Below are 24,346 nucleotides of genomic sequence, written 5' to 3'. Positions count from 1 at the left end.
TTCCCACCCATGGCACAGTGGCGGTAGCCAATGAGATAATACTATATTGACGACAATGAAGCTGGGACAATGTCATGAGAGATAACTAACTACTGTTGAGGTCCCCACATACATTCTTGGATCATCCCGTTCATTATCATCTATGGGTACGAATACCTCAAACGATTCCAATGCCCTGCGCAAATGCGTGTACTGTGGCGCACCCGCGGTTGGACAAGCCATGCGGCAACACATTGCCCAAACCGTTGATGACGAGCATGGTCCGTTTCAAACGATTCCTGATAGCTTTGGCATCGACGACTGTCCACGCCTGGATTAATAATTAATAATTAATAATTATTATTCTGTGTCGGCAACACCCAAAGGTAGTACATCCCAGAGGAGGAATTTATTTTTATCGGATAATTATCGAGGATAGATATCCTACTTCCAATCTGATGTGGTGAACGGGGTGATCGCCACTGACCGTTGGGCGGTCACCGCTAGTCGGAGAGCAAATTAAATAGAATGGTTAGTGGGATGAACCCACCTATTACCGCGATAGCGACGGCAGCTTCGAGTAAGTTCCCTCCGATTGACGTCTCGACCGCGCCCGTTAGCCTATGAATTGAGAAGTGTACTCCCAATCGCGGGGAGGCCAAGGTAGAGCAAGAGCCGTGACACCTGGCGAGTACTGATTGGAGATACATCTACTTGAAATATTTCAGAGTGATATCTATCTGCTTTAACACTTTTGAAACTCATTAACCAGTCTTTGGATCTCTGGGGAGAAGTCATCTCATACGCCGTTTGAAGCCGATGCAACTCGTTGGGTGGGTAGGAATAATTTATCTCCTGGGAGCGATCCAAGAGCTTGGCCACACTGTCTGTGTGAACAAGGTATCATTAATATATCTGATGTGATAAGTCATTCCTCCTCGACATTCCTAGTGCAGGCGTCGGCTAACTCTTGAGCATTGTGTTGAATACCATCGCGAAGGACATTCAAAAATGCAACTGGAGTGATGGGCATCGTCTCCCTATCAAGGTCTCCTCGATGGTTGCCCGGTAGGACATCATCTCGTGGAGTTGCTCACGCACTCCCCCGGCGTATTGAGTTCGCAGGCGAGCTAGCGTGAATGTCCGGCGACTTCCCGGCTGGTATCTTGTCTAGGGGATGATTCAGATACCGAGTAATAGAGAGCCCACCCCCTGCATTCAGTCACTCATTTTCGCGGAATACATCGAATATGAGTAATAAACGGTACCTAGGCCAACCGTCTAATGTTTTACGATACCTTAAATGAGATGCATAATATATTAATTATCCAATAAAATGTGGGGCATAAAATGGGCCAGATAAGGTTCTCACTGGGGATCACAGCATAGAGACTATTATACAATAGGAGGTATATCGACAGTCGTCAGAACTGCTCGAAAAGACTCAGACTTCCGCTGAGGATGCTCTTCCGGGCATAGATGCTCAGAAACTGTCACTCTTCACCATTCAATCCTTCTCTGAACGTCGCCAGATTGACGAACACCAATCGTAAGTAAGAGAATACACGAATCGGAGAGACAACGACTATGGACGGCAATAGCTAGCCTTCGGCTGAGTTCGTTCTCTCTACGTGGTACCCCTCCCTATAAACAGTGATGAGTCGTCTTCGATAGGTTACTAAATGGGTGTTGGACTTGGGGTTTATACTGATGGCAGTCGTTACTATCACCTGAGCCATGGCTGACTACGACATGCATGATCCAGACTACTCAGGGACAACCACAGCTGATTGGAATTCGCCCCAACAGAAAGACTTCGATACTGACGACCTCTCTGAGATCGGTGGTCACTTTGTTCTCTCCTCGTCAGGATTTCCACCAGATGAATTTACTGATCTCAAACTCCCGGTTGTTGATCCGAATGACGATCTCAATGAGAATGCGCTTCAGGCCGCTCATGGCGGAGCTCATAGTGTTGAGTCGATTGACGATATTGCTGACGATACGAAACAAGACGTGCAGAATCTCCTCGAAGACCTCTCACAGCAGGAGTTCGACGAGGATATCGGTGATTGAATCCTCTATACTGCGTGCTTTCGGTACCAACGGGCACTATCCAACGCTTAGCAGACACTACGGGGAGGGCGACGCTCCGTTCTGAATGGAGCAGCACTCCAGAAATGCGATGACAAGTCTTCCGGTCACCAGCAGACGCTCGCGACCTATCCACCTACTCGTTCTTTGTGGCCACTCGTTGAAGAGACGTTTAGCATTCGTCCGCTACCACTGATATATCGAAGAACGATATGCTCATTTGCAGGGACGTTCCCTATGGACCAGCACGACGACAATCTGCCTGAACCGCTATGTGTCCAAACAGCCTCAACGACCTGTTCAAGGATGGGTTGAAACACGCCTATTACACGGAACAGCAACTGGTCGACGCGACCGAAGAGTTGGCGAATCAGAGCTCAGAGGGTGAAATCGCCTCGGCTTTCTCGGAACACCACGATGAAACCCAGGGCCACGTCAACCGAATCGAAACAGTCTTCGACGCAATCGGTGAATCGCCTGAGACCAAATCCGATAGCGCGGTCGAGGGCCTCATCAACGACCACGACGAGTTTGCCAGTCAGGACCCTGACCAGAATGTCCTTGACCGATTCAATATCGCGGCCGGACAGAAATCAGAGCACTACGAGATTGCAATGTACGGTAATCTCATTCCCCTGGCCGACCAACTTGGGATGGACGACGTTGCCGATACGCTCGAACAAAATCTCAGAGAAGAACAAGACGCTCTCGAGAAACTCTCTACAATTGGTGAGGAATTTGACTACGGACAGCTTCCATCGGAGTAGAGCATAGGAGAGATAGTATGAGAGGGAAATAACGCCCTCATCAGACAGTGTTCACGGCAAATAGCTTTCTAAGCGGCGACGAAAGTCTCTTCGGTCGACCTACTCTGTCCAACTAGCAACAACACTGGAACAGTATACAGCTCACTTTAGGATCCTGATGTAATAACAATCGGCTCTGTTGAAATCCTCTTCTTTAGATCCTTATTCACGTGAATCCACTGCGCACTACACGTGCTTACTGACCGGTGAGCGTTCTATGGGGGTATAAATGATGTTTACAGATTCATACTAACTCCAGGGCGCATATTTTGGACGGAGTAATGTCCAGCCAGAGTGCGATGATAGTCGGTCAGTATAAGAACTGGTCGTCGGTCGGATGGATATCGAGTTCGCAGCCACTCGATATGTACAATTCAAGTATACTGTGGAGCAAGATTCGTTTAGTCAGGTCGAGTCATCTCCGGTATGTTACCCACGGTTCCTCTTTGTCCTCTCATCCTTGGTGTCCACCTCCCTGGTCCCCGTCCACCAAGAATACGCCACCGATCCGGGGAGCGAGAGTACATACCGATACCCAAAATGATCGTTACCGGCGAGCGCCCGGAGACGATGATGACACCAAGCATGACCGGTCCGAGGAGAACGAGCGTGGTCGTGATAGGATTTGCGCCGAATTGATAGGTTCGGCCGATGATCGGCAGTGACTCGACATCCATAGTCATTCGAACCCCAGGATGAGCACCCGCATCATCACCAGTATGGGTATGATCTCTAAACGGCCGATCCACATGCTTGCCACGAATGCAAGTTTGACACTTGACGGCATACCTGAATCCGTAATTCCCGCCGACAGGCCGACGTTCCCCTGTGCGCTCGCGACCTCGAAGAGGACGTCTCCGAGCGCGTACCCTTTCTGGCCGGTTGGTAGCCCAATAAGCGATACGAGCACAACGACCACGAGCAGAACGATCCACAGGAATCCGATGACAGCAGCCTGATCGAATTCTGTGGAGGTCTGTCCGGCGGTCACGTCGGCCTCCTCATCTGCGATGGCGAAGTCCCGAGTATCTTCCTCATAAAAGTAATCTGTGACCGAGTATAGCGTTCCCTTCGTCAGTGAGATTGCGCGAATGAGCTTGATGCCTCCGGCAGTCGAACCAGCTGCACCACCGATTACCATCGCCGACATGACGACGATCTGTCCCGCCACCGGCCATCGATCACCGAGCCCCGTATCTGTCTGGAAACCGGTACAGGTCAGTGCGGAGATCAACTGAAACGCGCCGTATCGGGCGGCATCCAGTGACGGATAGGTCGCTAGCAGAATTCCTCCGACGATGACGGTTCCGACACCCGTAAGTGCGAACAGCCATCGGGTCTGGGCGTCATCCCAGAGCAGGTCGACGTCGCCCTGCAGAAGGTAGTAGTGGACCGCGAACGAGATCGCGCCGAGCAGCATGAATGGGATGGCCACAGCTTCGATCAGCATCGAGTTGTACGCCGCGATTCCGTCGGCCGTAACGACGAATCCGCCCGTCGCAACGCCCGTCATCGCATGGCGATGACTGTCTCCAATGCTTCGGCAGCCTCGAAGAATTTCTAATGCGTCGAAGCCAAGCGGGCTAATCTCAAAATTTCCAGATAACGATGTAGTCGTAGCGACCGGCGCGCATTGCGCCGATTAACTCTTCGAACTTGTCTCGCAACTCAATAGTGGTCTACCTGTGATCCCAATTCTGCATTCGGTCGTCCTCAACAATCGTTTCACGAACGATCTGAAGGTCTTCAATCAATCTGAAGATGAATTCCGACTGCGCTTCCCTTGTTGATCTTCTCGATTGTAACCACACCGAGAAACGCTTGTTCTTTCAAGATGTCACGGAAGTATCGTACAGAAAGTATGTCTATATTTGGGCGCTTACAGATTTGTTCATACCGGTCATACACGTATCTTGTCAGGAAGGAATCGTCGTTAGAGTTGACGCTCAGTTCTGTTAATGCGAGCAACGCAGTCTTTGCCTGTGTAGGCGCGCCGTTTACGAGTTCTCTGAACCGACCCTTTTCTACGTGTTGCTGAGCTTGGCGGACGTGTTCCTCCTTCACGTGTTCTGCAGCAGCCTCGTAGGCGACCTCCCCGGCATGGCGAAGAACACTGAAGGGAATAACGCTGCCCTCCAGTTCTATATCACCGGGGACACACTCATGTATGATAAATCAAAAGAGATTCCAGAACGCTACCCGGAGATCGATCTCGCATTCCTCCATCTGGGGGGACCAAAGTTCTCGGTATTCTCTTGACGATGGACGCGGAACAGGGTGTCGAGGCCGTCGAACTGTTCGATGCGGACACCTCAATTCCGATTCATTACAGCGATTACGAAGTCTTCCAATCACCACTCTCAGACTCCAAGAAAGCAGTCGCGAAAGCAGGTCTCGAAGAACGAGTTACATACGTGGACCACGGTGAAACCTATCAGTTCACGGTACCGGTGGATCGCCAGTAATCATCTCTTCGACGTGGAAATCACTATGACTTGATGGGAATGGTGCGGCGTCTTAAGGGGTAATTAGTCGTTCGTTGTACTATCCCAAGATCGGGATACTCAGCGCCACCGTGTAGTAGTGTGCTGATCATATTACACCTCCTACGGCATCTACAATAGACAAGTCTCTGGTACCGGAGAAAATTCACATTCATAATTATAAATAAAACATATATGTTCAAACATAAGTGGGCGATGATTATCGAACGCACTCTTGTATCTCGTGTGTATATTAGATTATGGAGGGATGCAACGATGGGACACACTGATCGTCCGCTGATCGATGGACAGCGAATAGAAACCGACGAAGAGATTGAGGTGATGGATCTCACAAATGGGGGAACGCTTACGCGGGTTAGTACAGCAGGCACAGAACAGGCAGAGCAGGCACTTGCAGCCGCTCACGATGTGAAACGACGAATGGCGAGGACAACCGTTCCCGAACGCGTTGCATGGCTTTCTGCTATCGCAGATGGTATCGAAGAACGAAAAGAGGACTTCACCGAGACGATCGTCCGTGAAGCAGGGAAGCCGATTTCGGGGGCCCGAAGCGAGGTGGATGCTGCCGCCGAGCGCTTTCGCCGAGCTATCGAGGAGGCTCGCGCCCTCGATGGCGAATATCGACGAGGAACGACAAGTAGTCATAAGGGCTGGAGAGCGGTTACCAGACCGGAACCGATCGGGATTGTGTTGTGTATCACACCCTATAACTACCCACTCTCGACGCCCGCACTCCATATTGCCCCTGCACTCGCTGCCGGGAATAGCGTCATTCTCAAATCCGCGACCCAGACGCCCGTCAGTACAGGAATCCTTGCGGACATCATCAACGAGACGGAACTCCCCGAGGGGGGGTTCAACTACGTCCCGGGCCGTGGGAGCGAGATCGGTGACGTGCTGGTTAGTGACGATCGGATCAACGCCATCACGATGACCGGTTCCGCTGGCGCGGGCAACCATATCGCCCGCGAGAGTGGGCTAGTCGAATACCACTTGGAACTCGGAGGAAACGCGCCCGCGATCGTTTTCCCCGACGCAGACCTCGACACGGTAGCGGCTGCCTGCGCCAAGGGGGCATTGAAGTACGCCGGACAGCGCTGTTCAGCTGTAAGTCGTGTGCTCGCTCATGAATCGATTCATGACGACCTCGTAGAGCGAATTGAGAAGGAAATGGCCAATTGGGTTATCGACGATCTCTTCGATACGGACACCGATCTCGGTCCCCTTATCGACGAGGAGCAGGCAGAATGGGTGGAGGCACTCGTCACCGACGCTGTAGACCACGGTGCAACACTCGTCCGTGGAGGTGAGCGTGACGGTCGGTACTACACGCCAACGCTGCTTGCAGACGTGCCGCCCGAAGCACGCATCATTCATGAGGAACAGTTCGGTCCCGTCATCCCAGTAACGACGATATCCGATCAAGATGATGCTATTTCCCTCGCTAACGAAAGTGATCTCGCACTCGATGGCAGCGTATTCACTGCTGATCACGATAGAGCACTGTCCGTTGCAGAGCGTCTCGACGCAGGGGCTGTCCGAATCAACGGCGAACCGAGCCACGGAATCGGTGATATCCCGTTCGGGGGCAAGAAAGCTTCCGGCATTGGCCGCGAAGGACTCGGGGTGAGCATCGAAAAGTTCACTCAGCAGAAAAGTATTATTCTCTAAGCTATAGCTACACTCTCCTCTGTGATAGGAACGCGGATCAAGAGAACGGAAGGAGGGGGATAAACACACGAACGGAGCTAGCCACGACGCGCATGTCGATCGCACGGTTGAGCACAAGCCATGGTTGCCGCGAAGAACGCGCTGTGATGTTCGAGATGACGGATCTGAAGAGAAAGCGGACAAAGCAGTAATCAGTCCGTGTCGTGTGCCGCTTGGGTGTGTTCGTTGAGTTCCTCCTCGGTATCGACCGATACTTCACAGGCGTCGCATTCGTATTCGTTTGCCATACCCTAGCATTCACGTTTCGATGTCATTAAACCCTGGCAGCGGTGGTACTTGCAGCAGAACCGCAGATTGGACGGACCGAGGCGAGGCCACGAGGGACTTCGACCCAGTCGTGAACATCACCAACCGTTGCGTTCACGACTTCAGGAAGCGACGGGGGGAGTGGACGGCCGCCTGTGTGCTGTGAGACCCGCTATGTGAATTCGTCTAGGGAACCGATCTCCATTGTCAGATATCTCGTGACCCCCTGCTACTAAACGGAAGCGCCCACAACGCTCGGCGCAAACGGTCGCTTCTTCTGACAGGTAGATGTACAAGGAACGCAGGATGATACTTATATGGGGGATTCGTCCCTGCTATAAGGATACGTTTGTAATGGTGATGCTTGGAACTGTCTGGATTATATCTAAGCCGGTATCGATGCGTGTCTTCGGTTTTCACGTATCGAGCGCCGGATCGCGTCGGTCGGTTCGTTCGCGTAGGTACACGCGGGCATCGGGGTGCTGGTCGGCTCCTTCGGCGATGTCGCCCTGGTCGCGGAGCTGTTCAAGCCGGGTTTTTACCGTTTTTCTGTCCGTGCGTCCGATGATAGCGACGAGATCGAGAAGGTCCTGTTCGTGGATGCCATCGCCCGGATCTGCCCTCGTGAGATCGGTGTCGTTTCCGTCCACTTCGTCTTCGATGAACCGGATGTAGGCGGGGATATCGACGGTGCCACCGAGTACGTCGTGCCAGCGCGCGGGGTACACGCTGATACGGTCCTTAAGGGAATAGACCGTTTTCGTATCGATCCACACGTCGGTGTCGGCGAGTCGCTCATCGACCGTGTCGCGCAGTTCTTGGGGGGTGAACGCGACGGCTGTTGCCTCGCCGAATTCGCGGGCGTAGGCGTCGAGCGTTTGCCTGGTGATACCGGCCGTTTCAGGGTGTGACCGCTCAATCATCGATAGGAGCTCCCTGAACAGCACATTTTGGCTGCGATCCGTGACCTCTCCGATCACACGTTTATCGACATCGACCATAGGCGGAGCAAAGAATGCGATGTGAATAAGCGGCCGGGCTGCGATCGCTCCGTGTGACGCTCGCGCAGTTGTGGAAAGCGAGTGACGCTATGATCGTTCAAGAAGATGGTCACCTGCGCATCGAACGACCACTTTCGTTCGTGAAAGGCGCCATGTTTTGCCCCGTGGGCGAGCGAAAGGGTCGCGTTTGGGATCTCCTCGGCGGTTTCTCGGAGGATTAGTTCCGTGAAGTAGGGGTCGCGCGTTCCATCGAAGACGAACGTCGGCTGGTCGATCAGTCCGAGCCGGTCCGTCGTACTTACAGACCATATCGAGCGCGATCCATACATCAGAAGGGACCGCTGGTCGGGGAAGGACGAATCGACCGACTGTACGTATGATCGATGGGTATGTGAACGTCCGCCAGTCCGAAAACAACATCGTGGCCAGCTCGGTGCGGATCACCGTCCAGTCGTGTTCGGTAGCGTGCCGACGCAGCTTGCGGACGTGGGGTCGACTCTCTGATGCCACGCGGCGTGGGCAGATGCACCGACCAGTGTGCCGACATGGCCGGTCGGGAACTCGAAGATAGTGGTGTCATCGCTCAGAACAGTATCAAGGAAGAGACGGCTCGTTGCGTGTGGGATGGGCGCGTCATTCGTGCTGAGAACCAGTGTCACCGGCATGGTCACGTTTCGAGATCGGCTTGCGCAAGGAGAATCCGAGATCGAGTAGCTCCGCTGGAACAGTGCCAAAGGCGTCTACGCTGGGGATCGTGGCGCTCGGCGATCTCCCGTACGTCGAACAGTCCGCTCTCAACAGCGAAATGGAGCGGCGGACTTAACCCCAGCGCCACCACTTTCTCCGGGAAGAGAGCCACGTACATCGCGCTCAACGGTGACATAGTGGAGTGGCTCACCGGGTGAACCCCAGCCGATGAGGTAGACATCGAATCCCTTATCAAGGAACTGGCCGATCACGCTCCGATCACGACAGAGGTCGAGAACAGCGGGCATGTCGATGAGTGCGTAGGTGGACACACTGGGGCGGTCTGCTCCCCGTGGCGCTCGCGCGCCTCGTAGTAGCGAAACCGGAGCTTGTTTTCCGTGTACACCACCGTATACGGCGTCGGCTCGGCCGTGGTGCCATCCAGCCGGTCTGGCTGTCTCGGGTTCAAAACAACGAATCGCGGCTCACCGACGAAGAACGCGCGGCTGCGTGAAACGCTGTATCACCTTCTCTCCGACAACCGAGACATCGTGGCCTATGTCATCGGCCGGAAACTGCTCGTCAGTGATAATATCCCTTCCGTTTTTGAGCATCCCCATTGATCGAACCACCGGACAACTAGACTCTCATGGACGAAACAATCCCTACCGGTCGTCAAGATACTCAGATATGGGGAGTCAACGGTATCCTTGTGTGCGCTATCATCACCGGACAACTCCTCAACCGAGCCGCCAATGACGACCCCGACAACGTCGGTTCCCTCGTCGAAAGCACTGACACGCTGCCTACGAAATGACCTGATCGCCAAGCGCCAGCTGGATAACACTATGGAACACATTTACTAATATCTCCTCGCTTTTACAGCGGTGCGGATGTAATGGCAGTGTCACGAATAATATATTCACCACGTGGTTTATTACGAGCTAGGGGTTTGCTAGGTGCTTCAACTCGGCTAGAGTACGTCTGGAACTGGGATAGAGGTGAACAGTAGAAAACCATTATCCTTAATATATGTTATTATATATTTATATAATTATATCAGTAGTTAATAATCTGTGGGATGGCTGCTATATCAACTGATTCCAACGTTCGCAGTGGAGACAGTACTCAAACTCTACTTCGACGTTGAAAAGCCGACGAGTTCAAGGCTCGGAACGAGCAGACACGCCGGAACGAAGTCGTTCATGAGAAGGTATCTTTCATCTGAGAACGAAGCAGAAGCGGCATATGACGACAACAAGCGGTTGAATTGCTGACAAACGACATAAACAGCGCCAGAAAAAGTGAGAGACTAGTCGAGTTATTGCGCTATTGATCCACTCCACCTGGTGGAGCCTACCGTCTTAAGGGAATTTCCATCACGAATCATGACAATGTGATACGAAAATTGGGCCAAGGATGAAACATTCTCGGCATCGCGTCTTGATTCGCTGTTTTTTTCGATCGTTCCTGCTGACGGTAGTAATCAAGCCAGCTGCGCTGACTGGGAGTAGTGGATGCAACTATTCCATGGGCCGAATATCGATGCTGCGAGGGATCAATCGTCATCAGTACGCTCTGTTAGCTCCCATTCCCGGGATGGTTTCTCCCACTCGCATGATGAACTAGGTGAGTTCCAGCCAAGAGAGCCGATGTCACCACCTTCTTGTAGAATAAATGGTCCTGCAGCGAGAGTCCGGAGAGTAATTGTCGCCGCTCGCATGATGTACGCTGTCAAGATGATATATGGAGCGAGAGCTATCGTATAGGCGGATGTGATGAAGAGCAGGAGTGGGGATACTCCGAATACTGAAATATCGGGAAACAGACTTGCATCGAGTGCTAAAAGCACGTATGACGTGAACACGATGACGGGTAATGAGATGATTAATAACCGGCTCGAAAGACGTGCAAGTTCCTGCTTATAATATAGCGATTTGAAGTACTCACGGCCGGTACCAATATACGTGAGAATATCTATGATTGTGGCTATTGCTTCCTGTTCTTCGTCACGGAGTTCGGACTCGTATGTACGCTTGAGACCTCGTGCTGTGTGGAGTTGTCCGGAGTAATTGTAATTCAGCCCAGCTAGAAGAACTTGGATCGATCCGAATCGGGCGGTAGTGAGCGTGTATCGTGCTTGTTCGATGTCTTCAGCCACTTGATCGGCGAATGCTTCCACCTCTTTCTGATACTCGTCATTTGTGTTGTCGGTAGCGAACTGAGCTAGCGATTGGACATGACGAGAAACCGCGTATAAAACCGCGTTCAAGAAATCTGCTGGCCGAGCTGGTGTAATATCTGCTTCAATGAAATCTTCAATATAGTTATGGTATTCGAGTGAGGCAGCAATACGGTCCTGTTGGCTTTCAAGATCTGTTATCTCCTGCGAGAGAACCACTGAATTGATCGAAACAACGATCGAAACGAGGAGGATGGCACCACTGAGGAGGTTACTAAACAATGTCTTTACAGCGCTTGTTTCGTTGAGTAAATCGCGCATCCCTACTGGTCTAACTATAGCTAATCCTAGAAGAGAGATGAATACAACCGACATAAGTGAGAACATAACTTTGGTTCGAGGCCCAGTGACCAACATCCATCGCACTATAGAATGCTCGCCGGGACGTGTGAGGGCCGAACGCAGCTTGTTAGTACGATTACTCATTGTGTTCACCTCCTGTCACACTGTGTTCAGCAGCATACCGAATCATAAGTGAGTAGTCCAATGATCCCTATCAGTCGCTTCAACCGACAGCGACAAAAGAATGGCGCTCGCTGGGAGCACTGTATGTATCGCCACAAACCGTACATAAAGATGTTCTATTCTGGCTGTCGTACAGTGGCCACCACAGATTACTCGCGTGTCCATCCGTAGTTCAGCAATGTTCGTACGGTGGATTTACCCAGAGGGCAATCACGACGACACATTATTCGATGTCAGTTGTGTAGGTATGTAGTGAACGGGATTGCGACGCAGTCGTCAGGTTATATCTTGCGGGCAGCCAGAACGGGTGCGTTCTGGCGACGTTCATCAGACCATTAGGGACTTGCATGGGTTCCTACTCTCGTTCGACATTGAACAGTAGGAGACACCGGACGTAGTGTGACCGCCTCAAACAGTCGGTAACGTACATCGAAACGAAGTTGCAAAAGTGATGTCTATGACTATTGGTCTGATGAGTCAACCGAACGTAGTTCGATGACGTTCGCAGGACCCGAGGTCTTCAAGTCAGATCGATGTACGTGAACGCCGAGCACACGCCCGCCGATGCCAAACGCTTCGGTTAGAACGGGAACTACGGACAAGCCTCGGGCTTGGACTCCAAGGTGGTTGATAGGTAACTGTTAGTGAGGGGAAAGTACTTCGGGGAACCTCAACAGGCCTTACAGAACTGTTTCGGTGGGATGGCCAGAAAAGCGTGATTGTGAAAGCCACATATTCTTACGACGAGAGCGCGTCTATCAGGTATGGCATCACGAGTAAAGCGACTGTTCAAATTGGCGTACAAGATATCGAGCGTGATCACAACGCTTCAGCTTCTTAAGAAGCTGGTACGCAAGCTTCGGGGACGGGCCATCTCTCGATAATCCAGTGCCTCTATAAACACCGTGTTCGCACCGCTCAGACCAGAATCCCATCTGAGGAGCGACTGCATCGGTCTATCGCTTACGAGGCGAACCGCTGCAGCAGCACACTTCTGTGACCGGCTACTCGCCGCAGATGAAGAGAACATTCTATCCAGCATCTATTTATGGATTGTTTCCCTTTATCTGTTTGTGAACTCGGATGCTAAGGAAAGCAAGCACTCCGATACTGGCTCTATATGATTGGGATAATCGTCACAGACGGATACGAGGATTTAATGGTTGGAGGAAATATTGTCGGTCACTATTCAATTGAACAATAACAGATGACAGACCGATTCATGACGGGAAGGATACGTCCGCGATTGGTTCATGTGATGAGAGCGATCACTGCCGAATCATACTGAACCCGACGGCAGCACGGGAGCCTACGCTTCGACGTGCATACCCGCGCTGCAGATTGTAGATACACGGTTAGGGAGACGGACGAAGCAGGCGATGCAATCACACTTGCGAAAGATGCTGCCACCGACGATGTCAAACTGCTGGCAGCGTGTGGTGGCGACAGAACGATACACCAGGTCGTCTCCGGACTCGATCAGGCGGATGCGCTCGCTGACACCACAGTTGCCGTTATTCCCACCGGAACCGGGAACAACTTCGCACAGAACACCGGTGTGACGAATATCGAACAGGCCTTCGATCTCCTCGAAATCGGAAAGGGACGATGCATCGATCTGGGGGTGGCCGACGGTGAACCGTTCACTAATTCTTGTATCGCCGGCCTCACAGCGCAAACGAGTTCGGAGACCGATTCGGATCTGAAAGAACGGCTCGGTACGCTTGCTTACGTGATGACGGGGTTCCGACAAGCGACCGAATTCAATCTGCTCCACGTGGAGATCGACACCGCGCCCGCGTCTACAGCCCCAGCAGACTCAACGTGGACGGCGGAGGCGCTGTGCATTCTTATCGGCAACGCCCGTCAGTTTCCGGGCGGTGGACAGTCGAACGTGGAAGATGAGCTCTTCAACATCACGATCGTCGAAGAGATGCCAACGAACGAACTACTCTCAGGGAGGCTGCGATACAGCGATTCTTTGAGGGCGATACCGAACATGTGACGCACTTCACCTCCGAGCATCTCGAAATCACGACTCAGCAGGGCCGATCTGTCGAGTTCAGTCTCGATGGGAAATGAGTACTCGTCAGCAGTTGTCGCTGCATGTTCGCCCCCGTGCGGTCAACGTCATTGTCGGTCCGGAACTCACCCCTGGACCAGCACCGTAAGGACAAGACGCTCATTTCGTCACTCAGACGCTACTTACTTCCCAATTAATATTTTATAAATATGTGGTGAACAGACTCGCCCCAGAACAGTAACGCTGTGACTGTAGTGGATGGGGGATTACAAACGTATGCTTGTAACAGCAGGGGATATATATGGACGAACACGATTCGACAAGTTCTCGGTGTGAAACGACCGAACGATTCGTAGCAGTTGGCGAGTTGGTAACTGTTCATGATGGTTCACCAGTTCGACTATTTGTTGGTAGTAAAGAGGTACGCTACGCTGCTGTAGTATAGGTCGTCAGTAGGTGACAGCGTGACTCGCCTTTCCGTACCGGCCGCGCATCAAGGACGAGCGGGACTGTGTTACCGACTAGCTGGACTGTTGCCCACGGGTACGCGTACTCGTCGGTCTGTTCTTTCGTCCTCGTGGCCCTATCGCTCGTGAAGGGGTCGGCTTCAGTAATGTCGATGGCGACGATCCCTACTCGGAAGAACTTCTCCGTCTCTGCGACTTCGTCTATGAGTTGCCGGATCGTCTGTCGGTACATCTTTTGAATCTGCTCGATAGAGAGATCACGAATGTGGTCGCGATGAGCGTGTCCAAGTGGTGTCCGTTCCCGCGTTGACTCATGGATGAAGCTGCGAGCGCAGTCTCGTGGTCCCAGCCGTAGCATTCTTTCAAGAGGAACAGGCGAAACAGTGTCTCCATCTTGTAGCTCGTTGCGTCGGTGTAGCGATCGTGAGCAACGAACCGGGCGTATGCGAGCGGCAAGTGAGTGGATGAACGGCCCAACTGCAGTGTGTTCGTCTTGATTGAACCACGTTTTGGCCACAACACGGATGTCCGATTCCAGTGCGGGAAGCGAGGAGCGTTCTTGTGCCAAACTCATCTTGCAGGTTTCACTCTTAGAGCCATAGAGAATCTGCAACACTTTCAAGGATTTCATCGGTGTGTCCATTTTCCAACATTTTCTCTAAATCGTCTTGATCAAATACGATTACGTACGTTCCCTGAACAAAGAGTTCACGTACAAGTTGTGACCAGAATTGCTCAGACCCTTCCGAGAAAATATTACCGTCCCCGAGTATTCTGGGGGGAGCATATCCGCTTTTGAGGCCATATTACGGATACCTTGAGCTCCAATAGGCTTTGAAAACTATTTATAATCCGCAAATACAAATGGTCCCATTCCTCGCCATGGGTATCGCGACGAATTATTCGTCAGTATAAACTCGTAGTTCCCGGTCGAGCCAAAACACCGACTTTTTCGGATTCCAACATCAGGAATCGTCTTTTCAAATAAATCTTCAACGAGATTCTCAACAAGCGGCCTAATCTGTTGAATGTCGCTTTTGTTCTGTATTTCCTCGTATTACTGATGCAAGCTGTCTAAAACAAACTCCGATGTATCCACGTGGCCCCGACCAGGATCTGTGTTCAGGTGCTCCTTCGCCAAATCATGATTTTGGTTGTTCCCTACCAATCGATTTCGAAGACGTTCAAAGTCGTATATCTCCACTCTCCAACTATATTCGTCTCTGAATTCCTCTTCTACACGGTCTCGTTTGATACCGGCGGGGTTCATAGTGGTCGCGAAAATGTAGAAGTCAATAGACTCTGGCCGGTCAGCAGAGCTTTCTGCATCGTCCCAACACTTACTCTCCCATTGATGGTTTATACTACAGTGCAAAATACCAGTCTTCCCATCTCGGCGTAGTATAGAATCGCGTCCACCGTCCGGGCCTCTTGTACCGGTAGGATCGACTTCACAGCCTTCACGTTGTAGTAGATCGGCAGTCAGGCGTTCAAGTCTATGTCCTGTTTCGATGTGTTTGATGGCTTTTTCAGTCGGCGTTCCGGTCATAGATGTTATCGATAATTTGTAGTCCCTATTGTTAAGCTTCAACCTATTATCGAAAGTACTCCGGTAATATAAAGAATGGCACTTTGAAGACAGTTGACGGAAACATTTCTTCACCTGCCGGTGAGATACCTCTCCTCCTCCGGCCGAAAAAGTAATCTCGTCAAAATCGACCGCCGTGATATCGACGTCCTCCGGTGACGACGTCTCATCAGCGATGTCGACGTCTCACGACCAGGTACCAGCCTAAATATCGCTGGTCGGGAGCCGCCATTCGCTGCCCCCGAACTCTTCACGCAGGTACCGCGCGAACTCCCTGTAGCGGTCAATCGTGATGTTCTTCGTCGCGGAGTCGGCGAGTAGCGCGATCGCAAGCTGGTCGATGCGGGCCTCATCGGCCTCCGGACCCCAGTCGAACCCACCAGAGGCGCGGCGCAGGACGTGGAGGTACTTGTCCAGCACGTCGCCATCCGGCGTGTACACCAGCTGCCCGCCCATACAGTGCTCGCCCCGGTATGCTCGGCCAGCAGTCATCGGTAGTCACTCTGTCGCCGTCCGAATTCTTCCGGTCGCCCCGGTAAGTGTCGTGAACGGGAATCCGACGGGCGACGAGCAGTATCTGGACTATGTCCGGTCCCCCAATTCCTCGCGTTTGCGGCCCCCGCTGGTCGGGATCGACGTACATCGGCTTTCACGCTTGATTCCACTCCGTGACGATCTCCCGATGAGCATCGTACAGAGTTCCATGACGTTCTCGGCGAAGGCGAACGCCGCTTGCGATCGGAAGTCGTGCTGACTGAAGAGGATCGTCCCATTAGCCCAGTCGACCCGGACCAGCCAGTCCGAGGGTTGCTGGATATGACAGAGGACTGACTTCGGGAACTCGTACGCGAAGACGAAGTTATCGTCGTCTGTTCGGCGATACAGCCACCAGTGGTCAGGTACGATTTCGCTGTCGCTTGCAGAACTCATCGATAACCCAGAACGGTCGTGACGTCCCGCATCCCTTACGGGACAGGAAAAACACCCGTAGGCGGAGTGCTTTCTTACCGGAGTCGAATCGTATCCCCGTCGCGCTCAAGAACTTGCTTTGCAATGAGTCGGTCAATCGCTTCGTCGGCGGCGCTTGCTTGGTCGTCCGACAGCGCTCGCACATTTGCGAGGACTCGCTCTCTGATTGCTTCGATGTCGTTGATCCCATCGTCAACAGCACCCAGAACGGTGTATTCGATCTCGAACTCTGTCGCGAATGCTGCGATACGGTCAGTGAACGTATCCGGAAGCCCGGATAGTGAGTTCACTGCCATCTCGACCGTGAACAGGGGATGCGAACGATCACGGATCTGTCGTGCCTCAGTCGTGCCGGTATTGAACGGTCGCTGCTCATCCATCTCGGTAAGAATTGACTCGTAGTCCAGCCCACGCTGGGCGTATTTCCGCATATCTTCGATGTCGCGTCGACGGCCACTCGCCAGATCACCGCCGGAGACCGATTTAAGCAGGAACATATCCTCATCTGAGAGGATGAACGCTGTTACGAAACTCCCGGTCCAGAACTCTTCGGCCCGGTCATGCATCCGATCGGTGATCCAGACTTTCCCGACGATCTGCCGTTCGAAGATATCTATCCGAAACCCGTGCCCGTCGTGATACAATTCGACGGTTTTTCCGACGCTTTCGAACGACTCCGTTGGTTCATCGACAACCGTGAATCCTTCCGACGTGAGCGTCTGGTAGACGTGCTCAAACTCGGACACAATACCCACTGCGAGATCGATATCTTCGGTCTGGTCTTTCAATCCCCGCACTGTCATCGCAGATCCGCCAAGGAGATACACCGTCACGGACTCCGACAGCCAGCTGTCGAACTCCTCGAGGAACCCTTTGATCGCCTCGCCACCCTTGAATACAGTCATGCGACTCCGTACTGCTCTTTGAGCGCCATAAATTCTGATTCACTCGGAAGGACAACAGGCATCTCATCCGAGTCATCGAACCCTCCCTGCAGTGCCCGGAACATCGCAGCGACCATGGAATCCAGAGCGTACCACGTTGCAGTGTCTGTAAGCGTCTCTTGGTCGATGTTCAACTTCTCGATCAACAGCATTGCATAGCTAACGCGACGGGATCCACTATCGAGGACGAGTGTGTGACATACCACGTCGGCAGACGTGAGTTCCCCGTCGGGTGCATACCAGAACGCGGGTTCCCCCGCGAGAAAGAACTGTAACCCGTACTCCTTGAATCGACCGAGTCCGGTAACCTGCCAATCAGGTGCGTCCAGTAGCGTGTCCGCATCCTCGGTGGTCTGCACGCGGACGAGCGCGCGTTTCGGGTCGCACCACTCGACAGTCGCACTCGGTGCGATTTCGCGGGCCCGCGTTCGGTGCTCGTAGGTCACGACGGCCCGAGCGAACGACAAGAGCGGCGCGAGGTCCTCACTCACCGCATACTCAGGGCCGGACGGGGACAGCATCGCCCGATGCTTGAGTGGTGACAACGCCTTGTGGACACCCTGCCGAGTGATATCCAGCCGTTCTGCGATGTCCGCGATACGACGTGGTCTATCGAGAAACCAGCACACTCGGAGGGTAGCAGGCAAGAGGAGGTCAGTCCATTCAACGTGGCTGAGTTCCGACTGCAGCGTCCGGTACGCTTCAATGACTGGGTGGTCCGCGACACGGACTTTCCGCTGGTTGTTGGGCCCACGGCGTTCGACCAAGAGCCCCGCGTCCAGCAATTTATCAAGCACCTCGTAGATGTGTGCCTGTGAATACCCGGTTTCAGTTGCGAGGGCTACTGGCGTCGCCTCGCGGCCGGTACTCAGTGCGTCGATCACAGCGAATCCGGCCTTTGAAATCATCTGTGTATACTCTAAGCCCCACTCGTATAAATACGTTTCTGGATTTGGGTTGACGAACTAGCTATCCGGTAACGAGGTCTGTGGGATTGCCGACTTGCTCGCTCGAAGGCCTCATTGGTCGGATCGTCCCATCGCGGGAACCCGGAGTGCTCGCTCACCCTGACCGTCCACTCACCCGGCTCATCGAATGGGTTCTGTGTCGGGAGTTCGACGACGTAGAGGTACTCTTCGTCGCCGTGCGAAAATCTTCGTCGGTTTCCCGAATTAGCGAAAGTCTCGCGGAACTTCGAACCTCACGATTCCGCTGTCGTGATCCGAGAGGCCCTAAACTCTCGTAGACCTCAAAGTCATCGTAGCCGTTCTAATTTTCGGCAGGATTTGGAAGCGCCTCGTGGGAAGCCGCAGTGCTGGCGAGCAAGCACCGCCTCGTAATGAGGGACGAAGAACGGTACTCGGACAATCGGGTCTGACGGCCACTCGCCCATCCTGTTCGCCGTTGGCCGCGGACTGAACGCCAGGCATCGACACGGTTTCTGTATCCCCGTTCGGCATCAGAACGGACATCCCCGCAGGTGTGGCGTGATGGAAAGCTGGCGTGATCTCCCCGCGCCGGGTAGACACGGCCGCTACGCGGAGCGTGCCGTACATGACCGTCTTGTCTCCGTGAAGCACGTCAAGTACTTCCATTAGCGGGAGTGGGCAGGCCTGCATCTCCTCGTACTCGTCCTCCACATGTGCGGTTTCGGGGGCCTCGTCCCGGTCGGTCACACAAACAGTTGAAGTCCGTCGCCAAAGTCTTTAGGACCGTGCCGATCTCCGAGGGATGCGCGACCAGAAGCAGTGATGATCCCGGTGTACACAGCGTTTGTGCGATTCACCGCTGGGAGACACCCGCAGAGCGGACACCCGCGGTGAAGCAGACTGATCGGCGAACTCGTCAGAATTGACAGCAGACGGTTGAGATTCGATAGAGAGGTCAGTAACGGTATGGTCCTCATCAGACAAGACAGTCACAAGCGATTTGTTATCAACATGACGAGCTTTTCGCAGCAAGCAGCGTTGAAGGGTAAACAGCAATAGTTTCGTGTCGTTGGCCAGTTTACACCTTTCTGAGATCGGCGACGGCTTGCGAACGGATGGCAATGGCCGCTGCATTGTCGACTTGTCGGATAATCGCAGCTTCGAGTGTTGCTGGCTCAACGCTCGTTCGGTGAGTGTGTGACAACACGATATGTGCGAGTTCAACCGGCAGCCCAGCCGCCGCGACGACGTACACGCCGTAGTAAGGGTGACCGAGCAAGTCCCCAACACTGGTCGGTTCCATGCCGTCGAACTCATAGAGTTTGCTCACATCATGAACCAACGCACCTGCCACGAGAGTATCGACAGAGAGGTCAACGGAGCGTCGCTCTTGGAGGATTTCTGCAAGTGTGATTGCTCCTTGAGTCACGTCTCGAATGTGCGGAACCAGCAGCTCATCCGCTAGACCGAGGTCTCGTTGGACTGGCGGCAACCACGCGACGGTTTCTATATCGTTGATGTCGTTGTCAGCTATCGCAGTAGCCCATGCCTCGCGGACACCTGTACGAAGATCATTACTCTCGATTGTTGCCAGTTCAGGAAAAGCCTGTTCGATAGCTTTATAGTGTCGGTCCATACCGACGAAACGACCGGACCTGTTATATCGAGTCCGAAACCCAGACTCCTGGTAAGATTGTGAAAGGCAGGGACAAAGCGAGTAGTTTCCAAGCAGTGACTGACATCTCGCAACCGATCCAATCAACCTAATTGGACGTTGTTGAGCTGTGCAATGTCATCTTCAACCTCGTCTCGAAGCGTTTGTCCTTCCGTGATCCATCAGCGGTACTCCGTCTCGAGCGACATGGGTAGTGCGGCTGCGAGGGCGATCCGGCCGCCCTGTACCCTCTCCGAGGAGCAATACGTCCCTTCACCACCGTCGATGGAACATACAGGAACCGCATCGGGTGCGAGCCCGCCTCAACATGAACGGAAGCCGTCTCAACAGCGACCTCTTGGTCGTCTTCGTCCATTCGCTCGATTACCTCGCGTTCTGAGTTCGTGATCCGTTTCGGAATGAGGTAGTTGACGTCGAGGTTCGAGAGCGTCTGGAAGACGCGCATCGAGTCGAACTCCCGATCACACAGGACCATCTCGATCGGGACGTGGTTTTTTGCGCGCAGAAGGAGCCAGCCGACGACACGATGAATCTAATTCGGTGGATTCTCGTCCCACGGCGGACTTTCACGCACTGGCTCAACGGCCAGTACAAGCGGGATATTCCGCCCGACAACCGAGAGGGTCGCGAACTTGAACGCTCGGCCCTCACCGTTTTTCGTCCCGCTCACCATCGGCATCTCAGCTGTCTGCCCGTAGTAGGGGATGGTCGTAATGTCGATCGCAACCGTCACGGCCGGCGAAACGACGCTTCAGACTCGATAACTGAGAGTACACGGCCCGTGGCACTATCGAATCCCTCGAGCAAGTTCTCCGGAGTGAATTGTTTGACCGCCCTAAGATGAGTATCTCCGTGATGGGTTCGCTCTCTGTTAGAGAATCGAGCGAACCGATGAGCACCCTGTGCCGTCCCACATCGTACGAGGCTCATAAACGACTGCATCTCGAAGATACAGGAATCTGGATAGCTAGCATTCTGTGCCCGGTTTGTTTGAATCGAATTGAAGGCGTACGAGCGTGCTAACCGGATAGTTTCCAGATTTCAGACTCATCACGTACTCCCACTTCGCTACATGATCTCTAATAATCCGATAAGCTGCCAGCCCATATAGAGCGCGACAATCCAGACGACAGCTGCTGAGACCGTATTGAGATACTGCATCCAACGGTCAGCATTTGCTGACTCCCCTAGGACCCATCCCGCGACAGCGAGCCCACTAAACCATCCCCACGACACGAACAGGCAACCTGCAGTGAATATCCCGCGGTTTAGCCCGGAATAGGCTAATGCGTTAGTCCCAATCACACCAATAGTGTCCAAAATTGCATGTGGGTTCAGTAATGAGACAGATGCTGTAAACCCGATCTGCTCGCGTGTTCCGAGAAACTCCTCTGTATGTGGGTCCACATCAAGCGCAGGTGAGGAATAAAGCACCCATCCGATGTAGAGCAAGAACACGAACCCAGCCCCGAACAGCACGGTCTGCAACCACACAAACTGGAGAACTACGACCGAAACACCGAGAACTGCGAGAAGGATTAGTAGTGTATCCGAGATACCCGCAGTAAGCACAGTCGGAAGAGCGCGGGTGAGGCGGGGCTGAACTGCGCCTTGCTGGAATATGAAAACGTTCTGGGGACCGAGTGCAACGATGAGACCGATTGCGAGAACGATTCCATGTGTAAATGCAGCGAGAGGCATATGCAACTACTGTTGGGCGAGAGAAGGGAGAACCCGTCCCCTACATGTATGGCTCGCTACTCCGGGCGAGGTACTACCGAAAAGGGGTGAATAGACGGGATTCCGCTTTCCGGAGGTGTTCAGTTACAGTTGCCTTTGTAATGCCGAGATCGTCCGCAAGGTCGGTCGCGGAGACCTTTCGAGGCCAGTCATAGTACCCCTGCTGACAAGCGTATTCGAACACTTCCCGCTGTCGAGGGGAAAGAACATCCAATTGAGACGGGCCACTTGGCTGGCGACCGTTAGACGTGACTCGTTGGATATTGATATCAGCATCAGTTTTGGAGCTCACATCGCTGAGTTGTTCTTGGGCTTCATGGCGATCCATTGTGGTAATCACGCTCCACTGCTCACGACCACTCGTCATTTGGTAGGTTCGTCGTGGAACGAAGCCGTGATTAACGAGTGAATCGATGATGTTCTCCCCTGTATCAACGCCCCATTCGACGAGAAATCCCCGTGTCGCAGTCCCAGCAGTAGCTGGTACTTCGACCCCGTCTTGACTACCCATCGTCCAGACATCGTCTGTGAGTGCCGATTCTTGAATATCTGTTATTGTCTGGTCAACCTCAGAAATCGACTGTGAAGAGGCTGTGAAGAGGCCGTGAACTGTATCGTTGGTTGAATAGAGGCCGTGTCCAAGGAGATCCGCGTTAGTATCTTCTGTTACGTGGAGCGTCCAACACTGCGGATGCCAAATATCAAGGGTGAATTCAATACTTCCTTCCTCTCCGTTTCTCACAGCCATTCTTAGTAGGGAAAGTATTCCGAGGGGTATGAATCCATCCTCCGAAATTGTGGGATCTCACAACCTTGGAGGATGAATTTGATGCGTGCCTTTCTTTCAGCATCAGTCGCTGTGATTCAGATCCTACAGATGGAGCGGGAGTCAATCACTCTACGTTGGCCGCTGTTTTACGTCAAGCGACAATTCTATAACATATCATGTATAGCGTTCAGAGGATCTTCTCCAGATGGTAGAGGTATCAGAGGAGTCGTCATCTTGTATAATGAGGAGGGGGAGTCAACGACATATTATTTCTGGAGAATTTATGGACTGTTTCGATCACTTCAGACACAGGTACCATCCGCTACTCTACGTATGGCCCATCTCTCCTAACTTCCGAAGTGGATTTCTGTAACCGCACCGTTTTGGATTAATTAACCCACTAATTTTGATGGAGTAGCCTCTACGAACACGCAGACGGGATGCCATTCTACTCATGACGAGCAATCCGTGCTACCACGGCTCTATAACAGTAATTGTACTCCAGTCTATGAGCTATGTATGAACTCTCTCCGACTTCGATCAGCAACGGTCGCCGACCTGCTCGGGGTACGCGAGTGGATCGACACACCCTCCGCGTTGCTCCAGTGGGCCGGCCCCGTGTTCTCTTATCCACTTGATGAGCCGCAGGTCCGTGCGCACCTCGCGGGGACTGGCCAGCCCTCGCCGACTAGACGGGCATTCGCGGCCGTCGACGAGACGGGCCTCGTGGTCGGCTATCTCGAACTGGACCGCATCGATAGTGAGAATCGAACCGCCAGTGTCTCACGAGTCATCGTCGCACCAGACGCACGAGGGGAAGGCTACGGTGCCGAGATGGTCCGGCACGTCGTGACGTTCGGATTCGATGACCTCCACCTCCACCGAATTGGCCTTCGGGTGTTCACGTTCAACGATGCCGCACTCGCTTGTTACGAACGAGTGGGGTTCACCCACGAGGGGACGCTCCGCGATGCTCGTCACCACGACGGAGAGTACTGGAGCTTGGTCCAGATGAGTATCCTCGACGACGAGTGGGAAGAAGTGGACTGAGAGACCCCGGATAGCTGGAGACACGCTCCGGATTAACCCCACTCACCACAATTAGAACCCGTTGAGTGAACACGCAACGACCTGTGTCTGATCTCAGCGTTGAGTTGGAGGCAGAGCGTTTCGCCTTCGTACTCAATCTCCTGCTCGATGAACCACACAGACGATCGGCTCGGTCGTCAGAACGGACTGGCGCTCGGTGCTGCGCTGGTCTCGGTGACATATACCGGGTTCACCGTCGCCGATTCAATATACTGGGTACCGCCACAGCTCCAAGAGGGGAGATGAAAGTATCGTCCTCCCCATCTCGGTTGCTATTTGAATCGGACGCTGGTAGCTCCGAGAAGGAATGGACAATGATGAGCGATCAGCGCAGGAAATTGCTGCACTCGACGACGCATTTCAGCTCCTGGCGAACGAAACGCGGTTGGAGATTCTCC

At 53.2% G+C, this 24,346-nt stretch carries 22 protein-coding genes and 5 pseudogenes; 8 read left to right on the top strand and 19 right to left on the bottom strand.

Translation table 11 applies throughout. The features are described from left to right. The first annotated feature begins 142 nt into the window (after positions 1 to 142). From MW046_RS16565 to MW046_RS16555, 3 genes are all read left to right on the top strand, one after another. Positions 143 to 319, top strand: coding sequence for a hypothetical protein (locus tag MW046_RS16565; protein WP_247995305.1), 177 nt, complete (start codon positions 143 to 145; stop codon positions 317 to 319). 1,397 nt (positions 320 to 1,716) lie between these two features. Continuing rightward, complete coding sequence (locus tag MW046_RS16560) at positions 1,717 to 2,055, top strand: hypothetical protein (RefSeq protein WP_247995304.1); 339 nt, start codon at positions 1,717 to 1,719, stop codon at positions 2,053 to 2,055. A 290-nt stretch (positions 2,056 to 2,345) separates the two neighbouring features. Further along, a complete protein-coding gene (locus MW046_RS16555; protein ID WP_247995303.1) occupies positions 2,346 to 2,840 on the top strand; it encodes a YciE/YciF ferroxidase family protein in 495 nt (164 codons plus the stop codon). A gap of 718 nt (positions 2,841 to 3,558) precedes the next feature. Here the strand turns inward: MW046_RS16555 and MW046_RS16550 are convergent. Together MW046_RS16550 and MW046_RS16545 are read right to left on the bottom strand one after the other, a co-directional pair. After that, a complete protein-coding gene (locus MW046_RS16550; RefSeq protein WP_282190250.1) occupies positions 3,559 to 4,416 on the bottom strand; it encodes a potassium transporter TrkG in 858 nt (285 codons plus the stop codon). Positions 4,417 to 4,558: 142 nt separating this feature from the next. Next, positions 4,559 to 4,991, bottom strand: a pseudogene (locus tag MW046_RS16545) (cell division control protein Cdc6); the annotation flags it as partial. A gap of 27 nt (positions 4,992 to 5,018) precedes the next feature. Here MW046_RS16545 and MW046_RS16540 point away from each other — a divergent pair. Together MW046_RS16540 and MW046_RS16535 are read left to right on the top strand one after the other, a co-directional pair. After that, positions 5,019 to 5,344, top strand: a pseudogene (locus MW046_RS16540) (MBL fold metallo-hydrolase); the annotation flags it as partial. A gap of 294 nt (positions 5,345 to 5,638) precedes the next feature. Then, entirely contained in the window at positions 5,639 to 7,054 is a 1,416-nt protein-coding gene (locus MW046_RS16535) for an aldehyde dehydrogenase family protein (protein ID WP_247995301.1), read from the top strand. Positions 7,055 to 7,776: 722 nt separating this feature from the next. On the opposite strand, the gene MW046_RS16530 is transcribed toward MW046_RS16535, so the two are convergent. The 6 genes from MW046_RS16530 to MW046_RS16505 all read right to left on the bottom strand — a co-directional run bounded on the left by MW046_RS16530 (position 7,777) and on the right by MW046_RS16505 (position 11,716). Continuing rightward, positions 7,777 to 8,361, bottom strand: a complete 585-nt coding sequence (locus MW046_RS16530) for a hypothetical protein (RefSeq protein ID WP_247995300.1) — start codon at positions 8,359 to 8,361, stop codon at positions 7,777 to 7,779. Beyond that, positions 8,337 to 8,690: an alpha/beta fold hydrolase gene (locus MW046_RS16525; RefSeq protein WP_247995299.1), complete on the bottom strand. Its 354-nt coding sequence runs from the start codon at positions 8,688 to 8,690 to the stop codon at positions 8,337 to 8,339. Before MW046_RS16525 ends, MW046_RS16530 begins: the two co-directional genes overlap by 25 nt. A 111-nt stretch (positions 8,691 to 8,801) precedes the next feature. After that, the gene (locus MW046_RS16520) at positions 8,802 to 9,026 is read right to left on the bottom strand and encodes a hypothetical protein (protein ID WP_247995298.1); all 225 of its coding nucleotides are present in this window, start codon (positions 9,024 to 9,026) and stop codon (positions 8,802 to 8,804) included. Positions 9,027 to 9,028: 2 nt separating this feature from the next. Further along, a complete protein-coding gene (locus MW046_RS16515) occupies positions 9,029 to 9,289 on the bottom strand; it encodes a hypothetical protein (RefSeq protein ID WP_247995297.1) in 261 nt (86 codons plus the stop codon). A 27-nt stretch (positions 9,290 to 9,316) separates the two neighbouring features. After that, the gene (locus MW046_RS16510; protein ID WP_247995296.1) at positions 9,317 to 9,517 is read right to left on the bottom strand and encodes a hypothetical protein; all 201 of its coding nucleotides are present in this window, start codon (positions 9,515 to 9,517) and stop codon (positions 9,317 to 9,319) included. Positions 9,518 to 10,606: 1,089 nt separating this feature from the next. Further along, a complete protein-coding gene (locus MW046_RS16505) occupies positions 10,607 to 11,716 on the bottom strand; it encodes a DUF7972 family membrane protein (protein WP_497007304.1) in 1,110 nt (369 codons plus the stop codon). 1,360 nt (positions 11,717 to 13,076) lie between these two features. Between MW046_RS16505 and MW046_RS16500 the strand changes: the two genes are divergently transcribed. After that, entirely contained in the window at positions 13,077 to 13,760 is a 684-nt protein-coding gene (locus MW046_RS16500; RefSeq protein WP_247995294.1) for a diacylglycerol/lipid kinase family protein, read from the top strand. A 480-nt stretch (positions 13,761 to 14,240) separates the two neighbouring features. Here the strand turns inward: MW046_RS16500 and MW046_RS16495 are convergent. The 11 genes and pseudogenes from MW046_RS16495 to MW046_RS16450 form a co-directional block, all read right to left on the bottom strand. Beyond that, positions 14,241 to 14,804 (bottom strand): annotated as a pseudogene (locus tag MW046_RS16495) (hypothetical protein); the annotation flags it as partial. A gap of 498 nt (positions 14,805 to 15,302) precedes the next feature. After that, the gene (locus MW046_RS19780; RefSeq protein ID WP_438268208.1) at positions 15,303 to 15,794 is read right to left on the bottom strand and encodes a restriction endonuclease; all 492 of its coding nucleotides are present in this window, start codon (positions 15,792 to 15,794) and stop codon (positions 15,303 to 15,305) included. Between the two features lie 243 nt (positions 15,795 to 16,037). Continuing rightward, a complete protein-coding gene (locus MW046_RS16490; RefSeq protein ID WP_247995293.1) occupies positions 16,038 to 16,325 on the bottom strand; it encodes a DUF6166 domain-containing protein in 288 nt (95 codons plus the stop codon). A 90-nt stretch (positions 16,326 to 16,415) separates the two neighbouring features. Further along, the gene (locus tag MW046_RS16485) at positions 16,416 to 16,763 is read right to left on the bottom strand and encodes a hypothetical protein (RefSeq protein ID WP_247995292.1); all 348 of its coding nucleotides are present in this window, start codon (positions 16,761 to 16,763) and stop codon (positions 16,416 to 16,418) included. A 74-nt stretch (positions 16,764 to 16,837) separates the two neighbouring features. Beyond that, the gene (locus tag MW046_RS16480; protein ID WP_247995291.1) at positions 16,838 to 17,707 is read right to left on the bottom strand and encodes a hypothetical protein; all 870 of its coding nucleotides are present in this window, start codon (positions 17,705 to 17,707) and stop codon (positions 16,838 to 16,840) included. Next, complete coding sequence (locus MW046_RS16475; protein ID WP_247995290.1) at positions 17,704 to 18,654, bottom strand: winged helix DNA-binding protein; 951 nt, start codon at positions 18,652 to 18,654, stop codon at positions 17,704 to 17,706. Before MW046_RS16475 ends, MW046_RS16480 begins: the two co-directional genes overlap by 4 nt. Positions 18,655 to 18,665: 11 nt before the next feature. Beyond that, positions 18,666 to 18,893: pseudogene (locus tag MW046_RS16470) on the bottom strand (hypothetical protein); the annotation flags it as partial. An 860-nt stretch (positions 18,894 to 19,753) separates the two neighbouring features. Then, complete coding sequence (locus MW046_RS16465) at positions 19,754 to 20,311, bottom strand: HD domain-containing protein (protein WP_247995289.1); 558 nt, start codon at positions 20,309 to 20,311, stop codon at positions 19,754 to 19,756. Between the two features lie 298 nt (positions 20,312 to 20,609). Then, a pseudogene (locus MW046_RS16460) lies at positions 20,610 to 21,388 on the bottom strand (transposase); the annotation flags it as partial. A gap of 30 nt (positions 21,389 to 21,418) precedes the next feature. Then, positions 21,419 to 22,051, bottom strand: a complete 633-nt coding sequence (locus MW046_RS16455) for a LysE/ArgO family amino acid transporter (RefSeq protein WP_247995288.1) — start codon at positions 22,049 to 22,051, stop codon at positions 21,419 to 21,421. Positions 22,052 to 22,124: 73 nt separating this feature from the next. Beyond that, entirely contained in the window at positions 22,125 to 22,601 is a 477-nt protein-coding gene (locus MW046_RS16450) for a helix-turn-helix domain-containing protein (protein WP_247995287.1), read from the bottom strand. Between the two features lie 777 nt (positions 22,602 to 23,378). Between MW046_RS16450 and MW046_RS16445 the strand changes: the two genes are divergently transcribed. Together MW046_RS16445 and MW046_RS16440 are read left to right on the top strand one after the other, a co-directional pair. Continuing rightward, entirely contained in the window at positions 23,379 to 23,909 is a 531-nt protein-coding gene (locus MW046_RS16445) for a GNAT family N-acetyltransferase (RefSeq protein WP_247995286.1), read from the top strand. Positions 23,910 to 24,056: 147 nt separating this feature from the next. Then, positions 24,057 to 24,194 (top strand): hypothetical protein, encoded by a 138-nt coding sequence (locus MW046_RS16440; protein WP_247995285.1) that lies wholly within the window; start codon positions 24,057 to 24,059, stop codon positions 24,192 to 24,194. Positions 24,195 to 24,346 lie beyond the last annotated feature (152 nt).

The sequence above is a fragment of the Halocatena salina genome (genome assembly GCF_023115355.1).
GTDB classification, from domain to species: Archaea; Halobacteriota; Halobacteria; order Halobacteriales; family Haloarculaceae; genus Halocatena; species Halocatena salina.
The sequence above is the reverse complement of the archived record's forward strand: the minus strand, read 5'-3'. Positions and strand labels throughout refer to the sequence as shown.